We start from the raw sequence: 19,498 nt of genomic DNA on the forward strand, positions 1-19,498 counted from the left end.
CCCTCACCTCGGCCTCGAGCTCGGGTGCCGGGCCGTCGACCCGCACACCGGGAGCGACCTGCTCGACCGACAGGGGGAGGACGGGCGACGGCCCGACGCGCCACTCGCGGAGCCAGCCGACGAGTTGGTCGGTGGAGACGGCATACGCGATGCGTCCGAGACCGACCAGGCGTGGGCGGCCGAGCACATCGCGCAGTGCTCGCCCGAGGTGTAGACCGTGCAGCCGGACCGGTCCGCCGGGTCGGTGTGGGTCGCGGCCCACCGCGCGAGCTCGAACTCCGGGTGGCGCGTCTGGTCGCCGTCCTTGGTGCGGTTGCGGTCCTCGCGCAGCACCCGCCCCTCGCCGTCGACGAGCACCGAGCCGAACGGCTCGTCCCCGTCGTCGAGGGCCTCGCGGGCGAGCTCGACGCAGCGGCGCAGGTGGCTGAGGTCCGTTGCATCGAGGGCCATGTGGGAGATCGTGTCAGAGCCGGGCCCGCGGGCGGCGGCGAGTGAGCAGGACGCCGACGATGGCGAGCACGCCGCCGACGAAGGTCAGGGGCGGAGGCACCTCGGACAGCAGCGCCCACGCGATGAGCGTGGCGATGAACGGGACGAGGAACGTCACCAGCGGCAGCAACACCGACCACAGCGCGGGACTCGGTGCCCTCCAGCCGCGGCTCAAGGGACACCAGGGCAACTGCGACGAACACTGCGACGGCGGCGAGCTCTCCCAACCCCAGGCTGAGGTAGCGCCGACGAAGGATGCCACGCCGGTCAGTCGTCCATCGCCTCGACGCCGAGCTCGCGCAGCTCGGCCATCCGCGCCCGCATGTGCCGCACGGTCTCGTCCGGCGGGAAGGTCAGGCCGGTGACCTCCTCGACGACGCGAAGCGGCTCCTTGGTGCGGTAGGAGCGGGTCGGGTTGCCGGGGAAGCGCTTGTCGGTGACGTTGGGGTCGTCCTCGATCGTCCCGACCGGCTCGACCCGGTAGACCCGCGGCGGACCGTCGCCGAGTGCCAGGGCCGCGGCGAGCGGGGCGCCGTCCTGTGACGCCGTGAGGTAGATGTTGCGCGAGGCCTTGCCCGAGCCGTAGTTCGTGCCCCAGCCGGGCGTGAGCAGGTCGCCGGGACGCAGGTCCGCCCGGGTGCCGTGGAAGAACGGGCCGGGGTCGTCGACGGTCCTCGGCGTCGGCGGTGGGTCGCGCAGCAGGCTGTCGAGCCGTCGCATGAGGACGGCCACGCGGCCGCGTCCCTCCGGTGCCCGGGGGTAGCGCGAGAGGATCTCGACGAGCTCGGGTGTGGCCCGCTTCTGCGACGCGACGAGGAGGTACTCGCCGACCACCGCGTCGTCGCCGCGTGCGACCTCGCCTGCCCGGGCCGCGTGCGCGGCCGCGCCGAGGATGTGGCGCACCTGCGTGGCCTTCGCCAGGGGATGGAGGTATGCCGCGGCGCACGCGTCGCCCGCAGCCGTCGCCGCGTGCCCCGCGGCCTCGTCTCGCGTCTCCTTCGCGGCGCGGTGGGCTGCTGTGGCGGCTGTGCGCTGGAGCCTCGACCGTGGAGCGCCGTCGACGAAGAGCCGGGCCGTGTCGAGCGCGGCGGAGGGACGCGGGTCGTCGGGGCGATCGCGCTCGAAGAGGAAGAGGGCCGGCTCGGCGCACGCGACGGCATACGCGACGACGGTCCGGAGCTCCTCGGTGGTGAGCTCGAAGTCCGCGGACGCGGTTCGCATCCCATCGAGTCTCGCACCTCCCGCGCGCGGGCGTGACTCGGGCGAAACCGCCTCCGGCGCAGCGGCACCGGTCCTATCCTCGAGTCCGGGGCCGAGTCCCACGCGAGGTGCACATGGCAAACCCCAACGAGGCAGTCATCGAGCGGCTCATCGCCTGCATCAACGACCGGAAGGTCGAGGTGATGGACGAGCTCTTCCACGACGACGCGACGATGGACTGGCCGCAGTCGCGCGAGCGCGTGAGGGGCGCGGAGAACCGTCGGGCGATCTATGGCGCGTTCCCGCAGCTGCCGACGATCACCCGCGCCGGCTCACGAGCTCCGGCGACCTCGTCGTCGCCGAGGCCTCACTCGACTACGGCGGACCCGTCTACGAGACGGTCTTCGTCTTCGAGCTCGATGACGGGCGAATCCGCAAGGAGACGGCCTATTGGAGCGAGCCCTTCGAGCCGCCGGAGTGGCGGGCGCAGTGGGTCGAGAGGTTCTAGCCGCCGACTGCGCGGATCTTCGCGCGCCCGCCTGCGCGCCCGCCCTCAGCCCACGTGATCACCCGCCGGCGCTCGCGGTCCGGGTCCAGACTGGGTCGATGGCACGCATCACGCACTTCGACCATGTCGGCCTCACCGTGTCGGACCTCGACGTCGCGCTCGACTTCTTCGTCAGCCTCGGGTTCGAGCTCGAGGGGCGCATGTTCATGGAGGGCGAGTTCGTGGACGTCGTCATCGGCATCCCCGGGTCGCGCTCCGAGATCGCGACACTCTTCCTCCCCGAGGGCGGTGCGGCGGGCCGAGACGGTGGCCGCACCAAGCTCGAGCTGTCGAGCTTCGTCCACCCGGACCACGAGCCGGGATCCCCGCACAACATGTCGACCGAGGTCGGGCTGCGCAACATCGCCTTCCAGGTCGACGACCTCCACGCCGTCGTCGACCGGCTCGCTGACGCGGGCTACGGGCTCGTCGGCGGGATCGGCGAGTGGGAGGACGTCTGGCGGATGACCTACGTGCGCGGTCCCGACGGCATCATCGTCGCGTTGGCGCAGCGGCTCGACGAGGCGGGGGAGACGTCCGAGGGCTGATCGTCGGCGCTCCGCACGACAGCCGTCAGAAGTCGATGCACCCGACGTCGCACCCGTCGAGCACGTCCCCGTCGGGCACGAGGTCGCCGATGCTGCCGGCGAACGACGACAGCGCCGACCCCAGTCCCTCGAACCCCTCCACGAGTGTCGAGAAGGCGTCGTCCGGCGAGACGTCCCCGAGGTCCGAGACGTCCCCGAGGCCGGAGACGTCCGCCAGGTCGAACGCGCCGCCGAGGTCGACGAGACCCGAGACGAGGTGGAAGACACCGGGGTCGAGCGCGGCGTCGACGGCCAGGGCCAGTGCGTTCTCGGCGCCCTCGGCCAACCGTGCCGCCCGCAGGGCCTCACCGAGGACGGAGGCGACGTGCGGTGCGACGCCGAAGGCGACGGCATACGGAAGCATCGAGCGCACCTCACCGGCGAGCTCCTCGCGGCGCAGCTGGTTGGCCTCGGCGGTGGCGAGGTACTTCTCGTAGCCGAGGGCCTGGATCCGCGCAGCCGAACCCGCGGCGGTGCGCGGTGTGCGGCCGCGGCCGAGCCGCATGAGAAGGGCCCCACCCAGGCCGAGTCCGGCGCCGAGGGGCACCCAGCGCCAGTGGTCGTCGGCGACGCCCGACGCGATCCCGGCGACAACCGCGCCGAGGACGAGCAGGAGGCCGAGTGCGGCGAGCCACCCGTTGCGGGAGCGTGGGTGCTTCGCGTACCAGCCGCGGTCGACGACGGCGCGATAGACCGCGATCTCGGCCTCGCGCCAGCGCTGCGCGACCTCGGCGCGGCGCAGCTCGCCGAGCCGGACCGAGGAGGCCCCACCGAGGACAGCGGAGAGCATGGCGCGCTCGTGCGCCGCGAGCTCCACGGCCGTGTCGGTGCGGGTGACGCGCCAGTCGTCACCCTCCTGCCGCAGGTCGACGACGCCGCGCAGGGCGAGGTCGACGAGGGTGGCGGTGAGGTCGCGCCCGTGGACGACTCCGTCGACGACTGCACCTGAGAGAGCCGGCGTCGATGCGTCGGGGGCGTGGAACCTCGGTGCGACCGAGCCGGCCCATTCGACGCCGGGCCGGACGCGTGCCGTCGCGTCGCCGGAGCCCAGGGCAGGGACCTCGCCCGGCGTCACCTGGGTGTAGACCTCGTCGCGGCGATGCCAGCGGAAGTGGGCGAGCGTGAGGACTGCGACGAGGAGCGGGATGAGGCCGCCGAGGACCTCGAGGACGGTGAGGTCAGCGAGCACGCCGCCACGGTAGTTGACGTCTGGCGCTCTGAGACGGCGGTCGGTGAGTTGACCTGTGCCGCAGGGAAATTCGTTGTGGACAACTCTCCATATCGAACGCGTGTTCGAGTATGATGGACGCATGACGACGAGTAGCGCGGTGAGCGGGCAGGACCGGTATGCCGGCCTGCTCGCGGCCGCTGCCTCCCTCACCTCCGAGGAGCTCCTCGATGTCGTCGAGGACGCCCAGCGTGAGATCGACGCCGCCCACGCGCGGCAGGCGGTGGCGCTGGCGCACCTGTCGGCGACCGAGCCGGTGCGGCAGGAGGACGGCACGACCGTCGAGGTCCACCGCGGGCTGGGGCATCAGCGGCTCGACGCGCCCGAGCTCGCGGCGTCGCGTCTGGGGGTGTCGGTGCACGTCGCCACGACCCGCGTCGAGGACGCGGTGCGTCAGCTGACCCGCACGCCGGCGCTGGTCGACGCGATGGCCGCGGGGGTGCTCGACCTGCGCCGGGCGGCCGTCGTCACCGACGAGACCGAGTTCCTCGACGCCGGCGACGCCGCCGCGGTGGTCGACGCGTTGGCGCCACACTGGGCCGGGGTCACCGTCGGCCCGCTGCGACGGCTCGCCGCGCGCACCGTGGCCCGGTTCTTCCCCGGGAGCGTCGCCGCCGAGGCCGACCGGGTCCGGGCACGCCGGGCCCTGACCCGCGTCACCGGCGAGCACGGCGTCGACACCTGGCGCGGCGACGTCCTCGTCGAGCAGTCCCGGCCCGCATGGGCAGCGGTCACCGAGCTCGCCCGCCGGCTCGTGCGCGAAGGCGTCGCCGACTCCCTCGCCCAGGCCCGCTCCGACGCGATGATGCGGCTCATCCTCGAGCACAGCGACGTCAGGGTCGTCGTCCACACCACCCGCGCCGCCGACACCGCAGACGCCCAACCCGAGCAGGCGGCGGGTCTCCGCGGGAACCCGGCTGCTCGCCCACGCGCAGCCAACGAGGACTGGGTGGAGGTCGGCGGGTTCGGAGCCCCGGGCACGGCCTTCGTCCCGGCGGACGCGGTCGGCCCGGCCAATGGCCCGGCGGACGGACGGATTCGTCCTCATGCACGTTCGGGGCTGGTGTGTGACCGCGGGACCGGGGCACTGGTCGGCGGGCATGTCCCCGCCGGACTGGCCCCCGGCCGCGACCTCACCCGCACCGCCCCCATCGCCTTGACCGACGACAGCGGCGCCCCAGCGTGCACGACCTACCGCATCCCCGCAGCCATGGTCAGGTTCGTCCGGCTTCGGGACGGGTCCTGCCGGTTCCCCGGATGCTCCACCCCAGCCCGCCAGTGCGACCTCGACCACGTCAGACCCTGGCCGACCGGACCCACCTCCACCACCAACCTCATCTGCTTGTGCCGACGCCACCACCGCATCAAGCAACGCGACGGCTGGACCCTGCGCCTGCACCCCGACGCCACCATCACCTGGACCGACCCCACCGGCCGCACCTCCAACACCACCCGGTCGACCACCTCCACCTCGCAGCCACCACCCCTGCACACACGGCGGCGTCCGAGCACTTCGGCACGCATCAGGGTTCGTCCGTGCCGCGACGGCACATCGACCTCAGCCTCCTCGACGAGGACCTCGCCGAGCTCCTCGCCGACCACCACACCCGAGAGGCCCGACACCGGCGCCACCGACCAGGCCCCAGCCGGCACCTCACCTTCGACGCACACGAGCCCAGCACGACACCGTTAGACCCGGACTGGGTCTGGCCGCAACGCGCCTACGAACCGCCACCACCACCGGCACCCCGCCCCGACGTCATCCCCTTCTGAGTCCGTCCCTGTAGGACCGTCGCGCTGCCGCACCGCCGCCCGCCGCACCCAAGGCCGCCTACGCGCCAGCGTCGCTCAGGTGCCCGACTGCGGGCGCCAACCCGGCGGCGGGTCCTCGCCGACGCGACCGTCGACCGCTTCGCGCAGCAGGTCGGCATGCCCGGTGTGGCGGCCGTACTCCTCGGCGTGGTCAAGCACGAGCCGTCGCAGGCTCACCTGCTCTCCGTCGGGACCCGTGCGGGCGATCGGCTGGTCGAGCCCGCCCTGCGCGACGAGCCGGTCGAGCGTGGCGCGCGAGCGTTCGACCGCAGCGTCGTAGCGCCGGTAGAGCGACTCGACCGTGTCATCTGGCGTGAGCGTGAGGTCCCAGTTCTCGTCCTCGTCCCACCGGTTGTCGTCCCAGTCCGGCGGCATCTCCCTCCCCGCGAGCTTGACGAAGAACGCAAGTCTTCCTGGACGGCGAGGTGCTTGAGCAGCGCGCCGAGCGAGAGCGTCGACGGGCCGAGCGTGGCCGCGAGCCCGGCGGCGTCGAGCCCGTCCGCTTTCCACCGGAAGGTCCACCGCAGCCGGTCGAGCGCCCCGAGCACGTGCTCGGCCTCGCTCCCGCTCAGCGGCGGCTCCCACGGTGTCTCCTCGCTGCCCGGAACCGGGTCGGTCATGACCTCTCCTCGCCACCGGGAGACGCGCCCGTATGCCGGCCGCCCCCGTCCTCGGCGGTCGTCGCGCCAGCGCCCGCCGCGACGCGCGACTCGAGGACCGCGAGGTCGCGTTCGGCGAACTGGCGGTGCCACCACTCCTCGTTGAGGAGCGTGTCGAGGCACTCCCGAACGGGGAAGCTCTCACCGGCCGGCGGCCAGCCGACTCCGTCGACCGGGTCCGTCATCGCGGCGAGCCGCTCGTCGGTGAGGTCGGCGAGGTACGCCCGGACCCTCTCGAACCGGTCGCGCCGCAGCTCGAGGACCTCGTCGAGCGTCGGCCGGGCGGCGCGGTCCTGCGGCACTCCGGGTGTCGGCCGCATCTCGTCCCACGGCAGCTCGAGCGGGTGCCACGGCGAGGGGTCGCCCAGGATGGCGCGGCTCAGCCACGAGCTCGTCGCGAAGGGCAGGTGCCGCAGCGTCTGGACGAAGGACCACTCGCCCTCGACGCTCTCGTGCAGGAGCTCGGGGTCGGACTCGGCCAGCCGGCGGGCACGCTCGACCGTCCCGACCCACAGGCCGTCCAGGGTCTCCCACGCGGCGCGGTAGCCGTCGGGGTCGACCGGGTGAAGCGCCGCGCGCTCTGGGTGGAGACGGTCGAGCTCGGCCTCGACGAGCGGTCCGACGTCGACGCCGTTGACGGTGAGCCCCTCGACCTCGCCCCAGATCTCGACGCCGGTGAGGTAGGCCCCGCGAACCCGGACCTGCTCGAGCGCGACGTTGCGCAGGTCGACCTTGCTGAGGTCGACCGACCGCATCGTCGAGCCGGTGAGGTCGACGCGGTTCCACGACGACCCGCTGAGGTCGACGTGGTCGAGGACCGCGCCGAGCAGCTGCTCGTCGCGGAACTCGCGCACGCCGTCCACACCGACCGGGCCCGCTTCCGAGCCGACCCCCGAGACTGCCGGGACGTCGGCGGAAGCAGGGTCCCCTGTGTTCACAGCGTCCTCAGGAACTCGATCGACCGCTCCAGCACGAGCCGGGTCGCGCCCTCGTCGTAGCCGTCGAGCGAGCTGTCGGCGAAGAGGTGGCCGTCGCCCGGGTAGAGGAACATCTGGGCGCCGGGCGTGGACCCGACGAACGGCCGCGCCACGTCGATGTCGCCCTCGTCGACGAAGAACGGGTCCTTGTCCATCGCGTGGATCTGCACCGGCACCCCCGAGGGCCACGTCCCGAACTCCGCCGGGTCCGCGAACCCGTGGTAGAACAGCCCGCCCAGCGCCCCCGGCCGGGTCTCGAGCAGCTGCTGGGCCGGCATGACGCCGAGGGAGAAACCGGCATACACGACCGCGGTCGGGAGATCGGCGACGGAGCGCACCCCGCGCGCCCGCACCTCACCGAAGCCCACGCTGCCGCAGTACTCCGCGCCCTCGTCGATCGACCCGAAGGTCCGCCCCTCGAAGAGGTCGGGCGTGTGGACGGTGTGGCCGACCCCGCGCAGCGCGTCGGCGAAGGCGACGACGCCGGGGGTGAGGCCCTGGATGTGGTGGAAGAGAACGATGTCGGTCATGGCGCCAACGTAGGACGGATTGCGGACGGAAGGCTTCCGCAACGGACGCGGATGCGAAAAACTTCGCCGTATGCCGTCCACGACCTTCGACGCCGACCTCGTCGACGCGAGCCCGACCGCTCGTGCACTGCGGGCACTCGAGCTCATCCAGGGCCAGCCGGGCATCACCGCCGACCGGCTGGGCGACCGCCTCGGGGTCACGCCCCGGGCTGCCCGGCGCTACGTCGCGACGCTGCGCGAGGCCGGCATACCCATCTCGTCGGTGAGCGGTCCAGCGGGTGGCTACCGGCCGGGGCGCGGACTGCGGCCGTCTCCGGTCGTCTTCACCTCGGCCGAGGCTCTCGGCCTCGTCATGGCCGTCCTCGACGGGCACCACGACCCCGACGACACCGACGACCCCGTGGGCAGCGGCATCGCCAAGATCCTGCGCACGCTGCCCGAATCCGTTGCGGCACAGGCCGACACGGTGCGCCGCGTCGCCGCGCCCGTCCCCGACCGCGCCGACGCGCGGCCGGCCCCGGGCCCGACGGCGACCCTCGTCCGGGCCTGCGCGGACGGGCGCGAGGTCCGCGTCGACTACCGCACCGAGACCGGGCGCGAGCTCGTCCTCGACGTGCAGCCGTGGGCGGTGGTCGTGCGGCACAGCCGGTGGTACCTCCTCTGCCACTCGCTCACGTCGGACGCCACCCGCGCCTACCGGATCGACCGCGTGAGCCGGGTGGTCCTCCTCGACGGGACCTTCACCCCGCCACCGGACCTCGACCCCGTCGACGCCCTCGTGCGCCACCTCGGCGAGGGCTGGGACCACCCCGTCGAGGTCGCCGTCGACGCACCCGCCGACCTCGTCGAGCGGTGCATCCCCACGACGATGGGCCGCGTCGACCCGGTGACCGAGACGACGTGCCGCCTCGTCGGCAGCACGAGCAACCCCACCTCGTATGCCGCGGACCTCGCCTCCCTGCCCGGCGCCTTTCGCGTCGAGCGGGGAGACGAGGTCCGTGCGGCGGTGCGTGCCCTGGGGGAGCGGATGATCGCCGCCTCCGGCTGAGGAAGTCGAAGGTCGTCAGCCGGCGAGCCGGGTCAGGCCTCGGGCAGCCGCCGTCCGGGTGCCCTTCCGGCTGCCCGTCCGTGTGCCCGTCAGGGGCGGTCGAGCCCGAAGGTGTAGGAGCCGGAGCCCGAGTAGGCCCTGACCCGCCACGAGTAGTAGCCGGAGGTGCCGGTGTAGCTCACCCGCTCCTCGGAGGTGGCACCGAGTCCGCTGGCGACGACGACCCAGCTCGAGCCGTTCCACTTCTCGAGGTAGAGGTCGAAGTCGGCGCCGGTGGGCCCGCTGATGCAGCCGACGTGCGTGCCGGACGTCGCGTAGTACTCGTCGTTGGCACCCGGGTGGTAGGCCGTGCCGCCCGAGGTGAGCGACCCGGTCTCCTTCTCGGGCATCGTCGAGCAGGTCGTCGGCTGGGGGTCGGGGTCGGGGTTGGTGGTGCCCGTGCCGGTGAAGAGGAGGCGGTTCGGCGAGCCGGTGCCGGGGTTGGTGACCCGGCCGGTCGTCGAGTTCGCGATGAGCGTGCTCGCGATGGTCGCGGGCGAGGCGCTCGGGGTCGCCTGCAGCAGGAGCGCAGCAGCACCCGCCACGTGCGGCGTCGCCATCGACGTGCCGCTGATGGTGTTGGTCGCGGTGTTGCCGGTGTGCCAGGCGGACGTGATGTTGGAGCCCGGCGCGAAGAGGTCGAGGCAGGAGCCGATGTTGCTGAAGCTCGAGCGGGCGTCGGTGTTGGTGGTGCTGCCGATCGTGAGGCCGGCCGCGACGCGACCTGGCGAGCCGTTGCAGGCGTTCGCGCCGGAGTCGTTGCCGGCCGCCAGCGCGTAGGTCACGCCGTCGGCGATGGAGTTGCTCACGGCCGTGTCGAGCGCGCTGGACACGCCGCCGCCGAGGCTCATGTTGGCGACCGCCGGGGCGCCGGCGGTGTGGTTCTGGGTCACCCAGTCGACGCCGGCGATGACGCCTGCGTTCGAGCCGCTGCCCTGGCAGTCGAGGACGCGGACAGCGACGAGCCGCACGTCCTGCGCCACGCCGTAGGTCTCGCCACCGACGGTGCCGGCGACGTGGGTGCCGTGGCCGTTGCAGTCGTCCGTGCCCCGACCGTCGGAGATCGCGCTGTAGCCCGACGTCGCACGGCCGCTGAACTCCGCGTGAGCGTTCCGGATGCCGGTGTCGATGATGTATGCCGTGACGCCCGCACCAGACTGGGTGAAGGTGTACGAGTTGCTCAGCGGGAGGGTGCGCTGGTCGATGCGGTCGATGCCCCACGTCGCGGGGGACTGGGTCTCGCTGGCGCGGACCGGCTGGTCGGCCTCGATGAAGGCGACGTTCGGGTTGTGGCGCAGGCCCTCGAGCGCCTTCGCGCTGAGCTTCGCGGCGAAGCCGTCGAGCGCGGCGCCGTAGCGGTGGGTGACGGTCGCCCCGTCGTTGCGGGCCTGCGCCTCTGCGCTGCGCATGCTGGCCCGGCTCGAGTCCTTCTCGAGGACGACGATGTAGCGGCCGTCGGACGCCGTGCCCCGAACCGGGGCCGGCTGGTCGTCCGGCACGGCTGCGGCGCGGGCCGCACTGCGTTGCTCCGGGCCGGGCGAGGTTGCGCCCGTGGCGTTCGGGACGGCCATGGCGCTGCCGAAAAGCGTTGCGGCGAGGGCGAGCCCGAGTCGTGTCGTTGTCTGGTGCATCTCGTCAATCCTTCCGATGGGGTGGACGCGACGACCCTGACAGCCGGTCGATGGTCGCAGGAAGGGTTGCGAGGGGGTTAACAGTTAACTCGGGCCGAGCGACGGCTGTGCCGAGCCGGTGGACACGGGCGCCTCGTCCGGCCAGGACCAGCGCAGCCCGGTCGTGCCGGGGGTGTTGTCGGCGTGCACCACCGTCGCCCGGTGCTCGAGGTCGAGACCGACGAGTGCCTCCCGCTCGTGCGTGAACGCCGTCACGGACTCGGGGCGCGCGTCGCGGTGGAACTCCACCTCGAGCAGGAGCTCTCGCAACGGGGTGCGCAGCCTGCGGGTGTACTCGACCTCGTAGGGGCCGACGCCGCCCCAGTCGAGCTCGTACTCGACGATGACGGTCTCACCGCGCCGCAGCGGCTGGCAGAAGTGCAGCTCGGCGCCGACGACGCCGCCCTCGGGCGCGACCTCGAGCCGGCCGAGGCGAGCGCCGCGGACGACCGTGAGGCGGGGCAGGGGCACGGTCGGGTCGTCCTGCTGGTGCAGGAGCACGCGCCGGTCCGGCCCGTCGCAGCGGGCGCGCATCGCCTGGCGGACGGTGAGGCTCGTCGTCCGCCGGTCGGCGCCCACGAGCAAGCGGTCGTGCAGCATGACCCGGTCGAGCTCGGTGTCCCACTGGGTGTCGAGCAGGGCAAGGACCGCGGTGGCGCAGTCCTGCTCCCACAGGGTGTCGAGCCCGGGGACCCGGGTCCGCCGGCTGCGCTCACGAGCGCGCGGGAGCACCCCGACGAGCTCTCCGCGCCGGAGCTCGAGGACCTCCTCGAGGTGGGCGAGCGTGGTGAGCGAGGAGCGCCGACCCGGCTCGCTGCGGCCGGACTTCCAGTAGCTCAGGGTGGCGACGCTCACCGCTGCCCCGCGCTCGTCGAGGCGCGCCTGGATCCGGTCGAGGCTGAGCCCACGCTGCTCGATGGCGCGCCGCAGCGTGTCCGCGAAGGTTCCGGCCGGGTCGGACATCCGAACCACTCAACCATCTCCGCGGTCGGCGCGCTCGTCGAGGAGGCCCCGGCCCTCTTGCCTCTGCGGGCCATCGAGGGTGAGGTGGGGGCATGGGCAAGCATCCGGCATACGTGCACACCGTCCTCGACACGAAGCGTCCGCGAGAGCTCGCCGAGTTCTATCGCCAGCTGCTCGGGCTCGTCTACCGCGCCGGTGACGAGCCGCCGACCGACGGCAGCCCCGACGACGCCGACTGGCTCGTCCTCACGCAGCCCGACGGCACCCGGCAGCTCGCCATCCAGGAGGAGCCCGAGCACCGCGCCACGACGTGGCCCGACCACGACGTGCCGCAGCAGCTGCACATCGACTACCTCGTCGAGTCCGTCGAGGAGCTCGAGCGACACAAGGACGAGGCATTGCGGCTGGGCGCTGAGCTGCGGCTCGACCGCAGCGACGACGAGGAGGAGCCGCTCTACGTCCTGGCCGACCCGGCCGGCCACACGTTCTGCCTCTTCGTCGGCACTCACGGGGGGTTCTGAGCCAGCGGACGCCCCCCGCCAGACCGCCGGGGTGGCCCGTGCCGTCAGACTGACCTGATGCTGGACTCGGTCAACGCGTTCCTCGAGACGCACGCGAGTGCCGGCTGGCTCCTGCCCGCGCTCTTCGTCTACTTCGCCGTCGACGGCATCGTCCCGCCGCTGCCGAGCGAGGGCGTGCTCGTCGCGCTGGCCGCCATCGGTGCCTCGACCGGCGCTCCGCACTGGCTGCCGCTGCTGCTCGTCGCGTGGGCCGGAGCGTGGGTCGGTGACAACCTCGCCTACCTCCTCGGCGACCGGACCGGCGTCGACCGGCTCGTCCGGCGCACCGACCGCGGCACGCGGGCGATGGACTGGGCGCGACGAGGGTTCGACACGCGGGGCGCCCTCATCGTCGTCGTCGGACGGTGGATCCCCGTCGGGCGGGCGGCGGTCAACCTCATGGCCGGCGCGACCGGCTACTCACACCCTCGCTTCGCCTCGTATGCCGTCCTCGCAACCGGTCTGTGGTCGGCGTGGTCGGTGGGCCTCGGCATCCTCGCGGGGCGGTGGGTCGAGGACAACGCGCTGCTCGCAGGGGCGCTCGGGGCGGGGCTGGCGCTCGTCGTCGCCTTCGTCGTCGAGCGGGTCTCCCGGCGGTTCGCACCCGCCTGACGTCGTCGTCCGCGGCCGCCCGGCGCAATCCCGCCTAAAGTCGGTCGATGGACACCTCCACGGCAGCCGATGTGCTGCGTGCCAAGGAGCAGTCGCTGCTCGACGAGCTCGCCACCGTGACCCGGCCGCTCGGCGAGTCCGGCTCGATCTCCTTCGGCAAGCGCATCGGCGAGGGCACGTCGATCGCGGTCGACCGGCTGACCTCGGTCTCGGTGCAGGAGCGGCTGCTCGCCACCCTCGCCCAGGTGAGGACGGCGCTGGCGCGGATCGACGACGGCACCTATGGCACGTGCGAGGTCTGCGGCCGGCCGATCGGGGACGAGCGCCTCGAGGCGCGACCCTGGGCGGTTCGCTGCGTCGCCGACAGCTGAGTGCTCCGGTGCCAGCCACCGCCACGCCCGTGGCTGACGGCATACGGGTGGTGTGGATGGCGCTGCCGCCTGAGGGTTGTCGGTGGTCGAGGTGAAGAACTGGTGGAGATCGGCGCCGGTGGCGGGTCTCGGCGCGACCGCTCGCAGGACCTGATGACAGAGTGACGGGGTCGCCGTGACCGGCATCCGGGCCGCGGCGGGACCGTGTTCGGATCGACGAGGGGTTGTGCAGTGCGCTCGCGTGGGTGGGGAGTCAAGGTCGGGATCGTTGTCGTGGTGCTCGCGCTCGTCGCGGCCGCGGCCGGTGGGATCGTCTGGTGGCGCGACCGTGAGGGCAGCGCAGCTCGCGCCGCCGCCGAGCTCGTGGCCGAGGGCCTGTCGCGCGGTGGGTTCGGCGACTCGGGCGCGATGCGGGACGGCGAGGGTGGCACGCCCGAGCTCGAGCCGATCGTCCGTGGGATGCGCGGGGCCACCCACGAGGTGAACGTCCGCTCGGTCACCGACCCCGAGGACGGCTCCGCGCGGGCGACGCTCGCCCACACGTGGACCCTGCCGGGCGCCGACGAGACGTGGACCTACGAGACGCCCCTGGAGCTCGCCAAGGCCGACGGGGAGTGGGCCGGTGTGTGGGACCCCGCCGTCGTCGCCCCGGACCTCGCCGAGGGCGAGACGCTTCGCACGACCCGCACCCAGCCCGAGCGCGCCCAGGTGCTCGGCGCCGGTGGCGCGCCGATCGTCGAGGCACGCGACGTCGTGCGCATCGGGGTCGACAAGACCAAGGCCACCCCCGCCGAGGCGGTGACGTCGGCGCGGGTGCTCGCCCAGGCCGTCGGCGTCGACGTCGACACCTTCGCCGCCTCGGTGCAGAAGGCCGGCCCGCAGGCGTTCGTCGAGGCGCTCACCGCCCGGGTCGGCAGCTCGGAGGAGCAGGCGGCGCGTGAGGTCGACGCCCCCGGCACGTTCCTCGTGGCCGCAAGGATCCCCCTCGCCCCGACGTCGACGTTCGCCCGTCCGATCCTCGGGGTCGTCGGCGATGCGACCGCCGAGATCGTCGAGAAGTCGGAGGGCCGCATCGTCGCCGGTGACCGCGTCGGCATCGGCGGCGTGCAGGCGGCCTACGACCGCCAGCTCTCCGGAACTCCCGGCTTCAGCGTCGTCACCTCCGGCGGCGCCGAGAGGCGCACGCTCTTCTCGACCGAGCCCGAGGCCGGCTCGCCGGTCACCCTCACCCTCGACATCGCCACCCAGAACGCGGCCGAGCAGGTGCTCGCCAAGGTCGGGCCCGCGTCCGCCGTCGTCGCCATCCGCCCCTCGACAGGTCATGTCCTCGCAGCCGCGAGCGGCCCGGGCAGCAAGGGCGTCTCGACCGCGACGCAGGGCCGCTACGCGCCGGGGTCGACCTTCAAGGCCGTGTCGACGCTCGCCCTCCTTCGCTCCGGGGTGACGCCCACGACCACGGTGCAGTGCCCACCGACGACCACGGTCGACGGGCGGACCTTCAAGAACGTCGACGGCTTCCCGACCTCGGCCCTGGGCGCGGTTCCCTTCGCCACCGCCTTCGCGAACTCGTGCAACACCGCCTTCATCGGGCTCGGCGAGGAGCTCGAGCCGGCCGACCTGCCCACCGCCGCCGCCGGCCTCGGGCTCACCGCCGAGCCGGCGCTCGGCCTCCCGGCCTTCCTCGGGTCGGTGCCCGAGCCCGAGCCCGGCACCGACGAGGCCGCCTCGATGATCGGCCAGTCCAAGGTGCTCGCCTCTCCGCTCGGCATGGCAACCGTCGCCGCCTCCATCGCGGCCGGCAAGCCGGTGGCGCCCGTGCTCGTCGAGACCGGGGCGGGTGGTTCGGGTGACGAGGGCGGGGCGTCCCCGTCCACGTCGGCGTCGGGGTCCGGCAGCCCGGCGGCGACGACAGCCCCCAAGGCACCGGCCGCGCCGGTGACGGCGGCCGAGGCCGAGCAGCTGCGCACGCTCATGCGTGGCGTCGTCGAGTCCGGCAGCGGCCGGTTCCTCGCCGACGTGCCCGGCGCTCCCGTGCTCGCGAAGTCCGGCACCGCCGAGTTCGGCGAGGCCGGTGCCCTCAAGGAGCACGCGTGGATGATCGGGATCCAGGGCGACCTCGCCGTGGCGGTCCTCGTGGCCGAGGGTGAGGGCGGCGCGACGACGGCCGGCCCACTGCTCGAGGCGTTCCTGCGCGCTGTCGCCTGACGACGTCCCGACGTAGCCGCCGCAACACCTCCCGTATGCCGTGTGGCCGGGCCGGTGCCCGCGGCCGGGTTCGGCGCGCCAAAGTCGGGTGACGGTGTCGGGGCGGACCTCTAGCGTGGGCGCATGACCGACCTGCCCGACGACGGCGGCATGCCCCGCGGTGGCACCGACGCGGCGGAGCCGTCGGGCGGCAGCGAGCCCGAGGCGGACGCACCCGACCTGCCCGGTGCGCCCCAGGCCGAGGCGCACCTCCTGCCCGGCGTCGAGCGCGGTCCCGAGACGGTGCGCGCGTTCCGGCTGCTGCTCGCCAACGCCCTCGTCGCCAACGTCACGACGAGCTACCTCTGGTTCGCGCTGACGTTCTGGGCCTACCTCGAGACGAAGTCGGTCCTTGCGTCGTCAATCATCGGCGGCTCCTACATGCTGCTCGTCGCCGCCTTCGGCATGGTCTTCGGCACCGTCGTCGACCGGCACCTCAAGAAGCACGTGATGATCGCGTCGGGACTCATCCCGCTGGCGATGTTCGCCGTCGCCGGCGGGCTCTACCTCGCCTTCGAGACGCAGCGGCTCGTCGACTGGAACGGCCCGGTCTTCTGGGTCTTCGTCGCCGTCATCCTCATCGGCGGGGTCGTCGAGAGCATGCGCAACATCGCCCTCTCGACCACCGTCACGCTCCTCGTGCCCTCGGACGACCGCGACAAGGCCAACGGTCTCGTCGGCACCGTCCAGGGGCTCGCCTTCATGGTGACGAGCGTCTTCAGCGGCCTGTCGATCGGCCTGCTCGGCATGGGCTGGACCCTCGCCATCTCGATCGCGCTCACGGCGGCGGCGCTCGCGCACCTGCTCACGGTCCCGGTCCCCGAGCGGCGACCGGAGCCCGAGGAGGGGCAGCGCACACCCGTCATGGACGTCAAGGGTGCGCTCGCGGCGATCCGCACCGTGCCCGGGCTCGTCGCCCTCATCGTCTTCACGACCTTCAACAACCTCGTCGGCGGCGTCTTCATGGCGCTCATGGACCCCTACGGCCTCACCCTCTTCTCGGTCGAGTCGTGGGGCGTCGTCCTCGGCATCACGAGCATCGGCTTCATGATCGGCGGCGGGCTCGTCGCGAGGTTCGGCCTCGGCCCGCGCCCGCTGCGCACGCTCCTGCTCGCCAACGTCGGCGTCGCGGTGCTCGGGATGCTCTTCACGATCCGTGAGGCCTCGTGGGTCTATGCCCTCGGCATCCTCGTCTTCATGTGCATCATCCCCGTCGCCGAGGCTGCCGAGCAGACGATCCTCCAGCGGGTCATCCCGTTCCGCGTCCAGGGGCGGGTCTTCGGCTTCGCGCAGAGCGTCGAGGCCGCGGCGAGCCCGGTGTCGGCCTTCCTCATCGGCCCGATCGCGCAGTTCTGGCTCATCCCCTACATGGAGACCGACGCCGGACGCGACCGGTTCGGCTGGCTCCTCGGCGACGGTGACGCCCGGGGCATCGCCCTCGTCTTCGTCCTCGCCAGCCTCATCATGCTCGTGGCCGTCCTCGTCGCCTTCGCCTCGCGCCCCTACCGGCAGCTCGGTGACGCCTACGCCGCCGCCAAGGACCCGCTCACCACGTCGGGGTCGAAGGCTGCCGCCGAACCCGCCTAGCGGAGTGTGCCCTCGGGCGCAGGAGCCGACTAGCCCTTCGTCGCCTCGAGCCGCCGCAGCGCCTCGCGCCGCTCCTCGGCGTGGTCGACGATGCGCTCGGGGTAGCCCTGCTCGTAGCCGTCGTCGTGCTCCCACGGCTGGTGTGCCGCCTTGCCCTTGAGGTGAGCGAGCTCGGGCACCCACCGACGCACGTAGTCGCCGTCGGGGTCGAACTTCTCGCCCTGCGTCACCGGGTTGAAGACCCGGAAGTAGGGCGAGGCGTCGGTCCCCGTCCCCGCCACCCACTGCCACCCGTGGTTGTTGGAGGCGATGTCGCCGTCGACGAGGTGGTCGAGGAAGTGCCGCGCCCCGACCGGCCACCACACGTGCAGGTCCTTGGTGAGGAAGCTCGCCGTGATCATCCGGACCCGGTTGTGCATCCATCCCTCGGCGAGCAGCTGGCGCATCCCCGCGTCGACGATCGGGTAGCCGGTCCGCCCCTCGCGCCACGCGTCCACGGCGTCGGACTCGTCGTCGTAGGCCATGCCGCCGAGCGCGTCGCGCAGGTCCTTCCACGCGCTGGACGGGTTGTGCCACAGCACATCCGCATAGAACTCACGCCACGCGAGCTCGTCGACATAGGTCTCCTTGCCCGCCCCGCGCCGGCTCGCGAGGTCGGCGAGCAGCGTGCGCGGGTGCACCACTCCCAGCTTGAGGTAGGGCGACATCCGCGACGTCCCGTCGGTGCCCGGCCGGTCCCGGTCGGTCCTGTATGCCGGCAGCGCGTCGTCGATGAACCCGCGCCAGCGCGCGGCTGCGGCCTTCTCGCCCGCTCCCGGCATCTCGGGAAGGTCGGGTGCGGCGAGAGCCTCGCGCAGCGCCTCGGTCGCCTTCGAGTCGTTGCGCGCCTTCCTCAGGGGCAGGCTGCTCGGCCGCGGGGCCGGCTCGGGCCAGCCGTGGGAGCGCCAGGCCTTGGCGAAGGGGGTGAAGACCTTGTAGGCAGCGCCGCTGCCGTTGGTCACGAGACCGGGCCCGACGGCATACGGGGTGCCGGTCTCGACCCACTCGACACCGGCGGCCGAGAGCGCGTCGGCAACGGCCGTGTCGCGGCGGTGGCCGAAGGGCGTCGTCTCACGGGTGACGTGGACCGACGACGCCCCGACCCGCGCGGCGAGCTCGGGGACGACCGTCACCGGGTCGCCCCAGAGCAGCGTCAGGGCGTCGTCGTAGTCCTCGTTGGTGGCCTCGAGCGTCGCGGCGAGCCACGCCTTGCGGACCGGTCCGCCGGACTCCCAGAGGGCGGGGTCGACGACGAACGCGACGACGAGGTCGCCGTCGGCGGCGTCGCGGGCCGCGAGCAGGGCGGGGTGGTCGCTCCGTCGCAGGTCACGGCGCAGCCAGAGGATCGAGGTCATGCCCCGATCGTGTCACCTCAGACCGGCACCGAGCTGGTCGTGTAGCGCTGCACATAGGCGCGGGAGATGTAGACGCTGCCGCTGAGCTTGTTGGCGGCCGGGCCCATCCACGAGCCGTAGTTGCTCGGGGTCCGCCAGGACTTCGTGCAGCGCGTGACGAGCAGCGAGCTGTTGCTGAAGGTCGCGGTCGTCGCGAACGCCGTGGGCTGGAGGTTGGCCGTGCCGGTCCCGCGACCGACCACGCAGTAGCGGTAGGTGACCCCCGGTTGGGGCTTGAAGTCCAGACCGAAGTGGGTGAACGAGCTCGTCGAGAGGTACTTGCCGACGGTGGCGGACTTGATCGTGTAGAAGCCGGCCGCCTGGGCCGGCGCGGCAGAGGCGATGCCGACCCCCGCGGTGAGGGCGGCAGCGGCGGCGGCGCCGAGCAATCGAGTGCGCATGAAGGTTCTCCCCGTGGTCGAGACCGGCCCCGGCGGCCGGTGCTCCACGAGCGTGCCTGCCGGCGGTGGTGTCGGAAACCCCACGAAATCGCGGAATCGCGGAATCGCCGCGACGGTCGGTCAGGCGCCGCCGGCCTCGACGAGCACGGACTCGAGGACGTCGGCCTCGTGGTGCAGGTCCGCCGCGCGGTCCGGTCGCCCTGCCGCCTCGACCTCGGCAGCGGCCTCGCGCCGCTCGCTGACCTCGGCGCGGACGAGGGCGTGCTCGTCCGTTGCGGTGAGCTCACGCCGCGCGGCCTCCGTCGCGCCGAGCCCGACGGCCGCGCCGGCGATCGGGGAGTCCCCATCGAGCGGCACGTCCTCCGTGGTGGGAACGGCCCCGGCGTTGTCCAGCGCGGCGAGTCCCGAGCGCAGGGCGGACGCGGCGACCCGGTCACGCGACCGGATCGCGGTGGTGAGGGCGGAGCGCAGGGCCGTTCGCAGGGCGGAGCTCATGGCGCTCATCGTGTCAGGGCGTCGTGGGCCCGGCCACCGGGATCAT

20 protein-coding genes and 1 pseudogene are annotated in these 19,498 nt (G+C 73.0%); 8 read left to right on the forward strand and 13 right to left on the reverse strand.

Annotation, left to right across the window (positions count from 1 at the left end):
• Positions 1–3: 3 nt before the first annotated feature.
• The 4 genes and pseudogenes from N798_RS03120 to N798_RS18955 form a co-directional block, all read right to left on the reverse strand.
• Positions 4–450: a nucleoside deaminase gene (locus N798_RS03120; protein ID WP_308738188.1), complete on the reverse strand. Its 447-nt coding sequence runs from the start codon at positions 448–450 to the stop codon at positions 4–6.
• Between the two features lie 13 nt (positions 451–463).
• On the reverse strand, positions 464–607 hold the full coding sequence (locus N798_RS18005; RefSeq protein WP_229708410.1) for a hypothetical protein: 144 nt from the start codon (positions 605–607) through the stop codon (positions 464–466).
• Positions 608–756: 149 nt separating this feature from the next.
• Positions 757–1,209: an NAD(+)--rifampin ADP-ribosyltransferase gene (gene arr, locus N798_RS18950; RefSeq protein WP_229708463.1), complete on the reverse strand. Its 453-nt coding sequence runs from the start codon at positions 1,207–1,209 to the stop codon at positions 757–759.
• Between the two features lie 117 nt (positions 1,210–1,326).
• Positions 1,327–1,710: pseudogene (locus tag N798_RS18955) on the reverse strand (putative immunity protein); the annotation flags it as partial.
• Between the two features lie 585 nt (positions 1,711–2,295).
• On the opposite strand from N798_RS18955, the gene N798_RS03130 reads away from it, so the two are divergent.
• On the forward strand, positions 2,296–2,784 hold the full coding sequence (locus N798_RS03130) for a VOC family protein (RefSeq protein WP_035946221.1): 489 nt from the start codon (positions 2,296–2,298) through the stop codon (positions 2,782–2,784).
• 25 nt (positions 2,785–2,809) lie between these two features.
• Here N798_RS03130 and N798_RS03135 read toward each other — a convergent pair whose 3' ends face one another.
• Positions 2,810–4,012 carry a DUF2207 family protein gene (locus tag N798_RS03135; RefSeq protein WP_035946222.1) on the reverse strand — a complete coding sequence of 401 codons (1,203 nt, stop codon included), beginning with the start codon at positions 4,010–4,012 and terminating at the stop codon, positions 2,810–2,812.
• A 121-nt stretch (positions 4,013–4,133) separates the two neighbouring features.
• Here N798_RS03135 and N798_RS03140 point away from each other — a divergent pair, with 121 nt between their 5' ends.
• The gene (locus N798_RS03140; RefSeq protein ID WP_229708408.1) at positions 4,134–5,744 is read left to right on the forward strand and encodes an HNH endonuclease signature motif containing protein; all 1,611 of its coding nucleotides are present in this window, start codon (positions 4,134–4,136) and stop codon (positions 5,742–5,744) included.
• A gap of 155 nt (positions 5,745–5,899) precedes the next feature.
• Here N798_RS03140 and N798_RS18845 read toward each other — a convergent pair whose 3' ends face one another.
• The 3 genes from N798_RS18845 to N798_RS03155 all read right to left on the reverse strand — a co-directional run bounded on the left by N798_RS18845 (position 5,900) and on the right by N798_RS03155 (position 8,029).
• The gene (locus N798_RS18845; protein ID WP_268234561.1) at positions 5,900–6,238 is read right to left on the reverse strand and encodes a mycothiol transferase; all 339 of its coding nucleotides are present in this window, start codon (positions 6,236–6,238) and stop codon (positions 5,900–5,902) included.
• Between the two features lie 241 nt (positions 6,239–6,479).
• Positions 6,480–7,376: a DinB family protein gene (locus tag N798_RS03150; RefSeq protein WP_052116866.1), complete on the reverse strand. Its 897-nt coding sequence runs from the start codon at positions 7,374–7,376 to the stop codon at positions 6,480–6,482.
• Between the two features lie 80 nt (positions 7,377–7,456).
• Positions 7,457–8,029: a dienelactone hydrolase family protein gene (locus tag N798_RS03155; protein WP_035946225.1), complete on the reverse strand. Its 573-nt coding sequence runs from the start codon at positions 8,027–8,029 to the stop codon at positions 7,457–7,459.
• 70 nt (positions 8,030–8,099) lie between these two features.
• Between N798_RS03155 and N798_RS03160 the strand changes: the two genes are divergently transcribed.
• The gene (locus tag N798_RS03160; RefSeq protein ID WP_035946226.1) at positions 8,100–9,077 is read left to right on the forward strand and encodes a helix-turn-helix transcriptional regulator; all 978 of its coding nucleotides are present in this window, start codon (positions 8,100–8,102) and stop codon (positions 9,075–9,077) included.
• A gap of 89 nt (positions 9,078–9,166) precedes the next feature.
• Here the strand turns inward: N798_RS03160 and N798_RS03165 are convergent, their stop codons facing one another.
• Positions 9,167–10,747 carry a S8 family peptidase gene (locus N798_RS03165; protein WP_084100044.1) on the reverse strand — a complete coding sequence of 527 codons (1,581 nt, stop codon included), beginning with the start codon at positions 10,745–10,747 and terminating at the stop codon, positions 9,167–9,169.
• Between the two features lie 84 nt (positions 10,748–10,831).
• The gene (locus N798_RS03170) at positions 10,832–11,749 is read right to left on the reverse strand and encodes a helix-turn-helix domain-containing protein (protein WP_052116857.1); all 918 of its coding nucleotides are present in this window, start codon (positions 11,747–11,749) and stop codon (positions 10,832–10,834) included.
• 92 nt (positions 11,750–11,841) lie between these two features.
• Here N798_RS03170 and N798_RS03175 point away from each other — a divergent pair, with 92 nt between their 5' ends.
• From N798_RS03175 to N798_RS03195, 5 genes are all read left to right on the forward strand, one after another.
• A complete protein-coding gene (locus tag N798_RS03175) occupies positions 11,842–12,270 on the forward strand; it encodes a VOC family protein (protein WP_035946228.1) in 429 nt (142 codons plus the stop codon).
• 57 nt (positions 12,271–12,327) lie between these two features.
• The gene (locus tag N798_RS03180) at positions 12,328–12,921 is read left to right on the forward strand and encodes a DedA family protein (RefSeq protein ID WP_084100046.1); all 594 of its coding nucleotides are present in this window, start codon (positions 12,328–12,330) and stop codon (positions 12,919–12,921) included.
• A 47-nt stretch (positions 12,922–12,968) separates the two neighbouring features.
• Positions 12,969–13,292 carry a TraR/DksA family transcriptional regulator gene (locus tag N798_RS03185; protein ID WP_035946230.1) on the forward strand — a complete coding sequence of 108 codons (324 nt, stop codon included), beginning with the start codon at positions 12,969–12,971 and terminating at the stop codon, positions 13,290–13,292.
• 231 nt (positions 13,293–13,523) lie between these two features.
• On the forward strand, positions 13,524–15,497 hold the full coding sequence (locus tag N798_RS03190) for a penicillin-binding transpeptidase domain-containing protein (protein ID WP_052116859.1): 1,974 nt from the start codon (positions 13,524–13,526) through the stop codon (positions 15,495–15,497).
• Positions 15,498–15,620: 123 nt separating this feature from the next.
• On the forward strand, positions 15,621–17,123 hold the full coding sequence (locus N798_RS03195) for an MFS transporter (protein ID WP_229708407.1): 1,503 nt from the start codon (positions 15,621–15,623) through the stop codon (positions 17,121–17,123).
• 29 nt (positions 17,124–17,152) lie between these two features.
• Here the strand turns inward: N798_RS03195 and N798_RS03200 are convergent, their stop codons facing one another.
• The 3 genes from N798_RS03200 to N798_RS03210 all read right to left on the reverse strand — a co-directional run bounded on the left by N798_RS03200 (position 17,153) and on the right by N798_RS03210 (position 19,452).
• Positions 17,153–18,517, reverse strand: coding sequence for a cryptochrome/photolyase family protein (locus tag N798_RS03200; RefSeq protein WP_035946231.1), 1,365 nt, complete (start codon positions 18,515–18,517; stop codon positions 17,153–17,155).
• A 17-nt stretch (positions 18,518–18,534) separates the two neighbouring features.
• Entirely contained in the window at positions 18,535–18,957 is a 423-nt protein-coding gene (locus N798_RS03205; RefSeq protein WP_156971589.1) for a hypothetical protein, read from the reverse strand.
• Between the two features lie 120 nt (positions 18,958–19,077).
• Positions 19,078–19,452, reverse strand: coding sequence for a GatB/YqeY domain-containing protein (locus N798_RS03210; protein WP_188450388.1), 375 nt, complete (start codon positions 19,450–19,452; stop codon positions 19,078–19,080).
• Between the last annotated feature and the right edge of the window lie 46 nt (positions 19,453–19,498).

The sequence above is a fragment of the Knoellia flava TL1 genome (genome assembly GCF_000768675.1).
Classification (GTDB): domain Bacteria; phylum Actinomycetota; class Actinomycetes; order Actinomycetales; family Dermatophilaceae; genus Knoellia; species Knoellia flava.

What these genes read in the sequence shown, in the direction of transcription:
- N798_RS03120 (WP_308738188.1), bottom strand. Translation starts at nt 450, where the DNA reads ATGGCCCTCGATGCAACGGACCTCAGCCACCTGCGCCGCTGCGTCGAG.
- arr (WP_229708463.1), bottom strand. Translation starts at nt 1,209, where the DNA reads ATGCGACGGCTCGACAGCCTGCTGCGCGACCCACCGCCGACGCCGAGG.
- N798_RS03130 (WP_035946221.1), top strand. Translation starts at nt 2,296, where the DNA reads ATGGCACGCATCACGCACTTCGACCATGTCGGCCTCACCGTGTCGGAC.
- N798_RS03140 (WP_229708408.1), top strand. Translation starts at nt 4,134, where the DNA reads ATGACGACGAGTAGCGCGGTGAGCGGGCAGGACCGGTATGCCGGCCTG.
- N798_RS18845 (WP_268234561.1), bottom strand. Translation starts at nt 6,238, where the DNA reads ATGCCGCCGGACTGGGACGACAACCGGTGGGACGAGGACGAGAACTGG.
- N798_RS03155 (WP_035946225.1), bottom strand. Translation starts at nt 8,029, where the DNA reads ATGACCGACATCGTTCTCTTCCACCACATCCAGGGCCTCACCCCCGGC.
- N798_RS03160 (WP_035946226.1), top strand. Translation starts at nt 8,100, where the DNA reads ATGCCGTCCACGACCTTCGACGCCGACCTCGTCGACGCGAGCCCGACC.
- N798_RS03165 (WP_084100044.1), bottom strand. Translation starts at nt 10,747, where the DNA reads ATGCACCAGACAACGACACGACTCGGGCTCGCCCTCGCCGCAACGCTT.
- N798_RS03170 (WP_052116857.1), bottom strand. Translation starts at nt 11,749, where the DNA reads ATGTCCGACCCGGCCGGAACCTTCGCGGACACGCTGCGGCGCGCCATC.
- N798_RS03175 (WP_035946228.1), top strand. Translation starts at nt 11,842, where the DNA reads ATGGGCAAGCATCCGGCATACGTGCACACCGTCCTCGACACGAAGCGT.
- N798_RS03180 (WP_084100046.1), top strand. Translation starts at nt 12,328, where the DNA reads ATGCTGGACTCGGTCAACGCGTTCCTCGAGACGCACGCGAGTGCCGGC.
- N798_RS03185 (WP_035946230.1), top strand. Translation starts at nt 12,969, where the DNA reads ATGGACACCTCCACGGCAGCCGATGTGCTGCGTGCCAAGGAGCAGTCG.
- N798_RS03195 (WP_229708407.1), top strand. Translation starts at nt 15,621, where the DNA reads ATGACCGACCTGCCCGACGACGGCGGCATGCCCCGCGGTGGCACCGAC.
- N798_RS03200 (WP_035946231.1), bottom strand. Translation starts at nt 18,517, where the DNA reads ATGACCTCGATCCTCTGGCTGCGCCGTGACCTGCGACGGAGCGACCAC.
- N798_RS03205 (WP_156971589.1), bottom strand. Translation starts at nt 18,957, where the DNA reads ATGCGCACTCGATTGCTCGGCGCCGCCGCCGCTGCCGCCCTCACCGCG.
- N798_RS03210 (WP_188450388.1), bottom strand. Translation starts at nt 19,452, where the DNA reads ATGAGCTCCGCCCTGCGAACGGCCCTGCGCTCCGCCCTCACCACCGCG.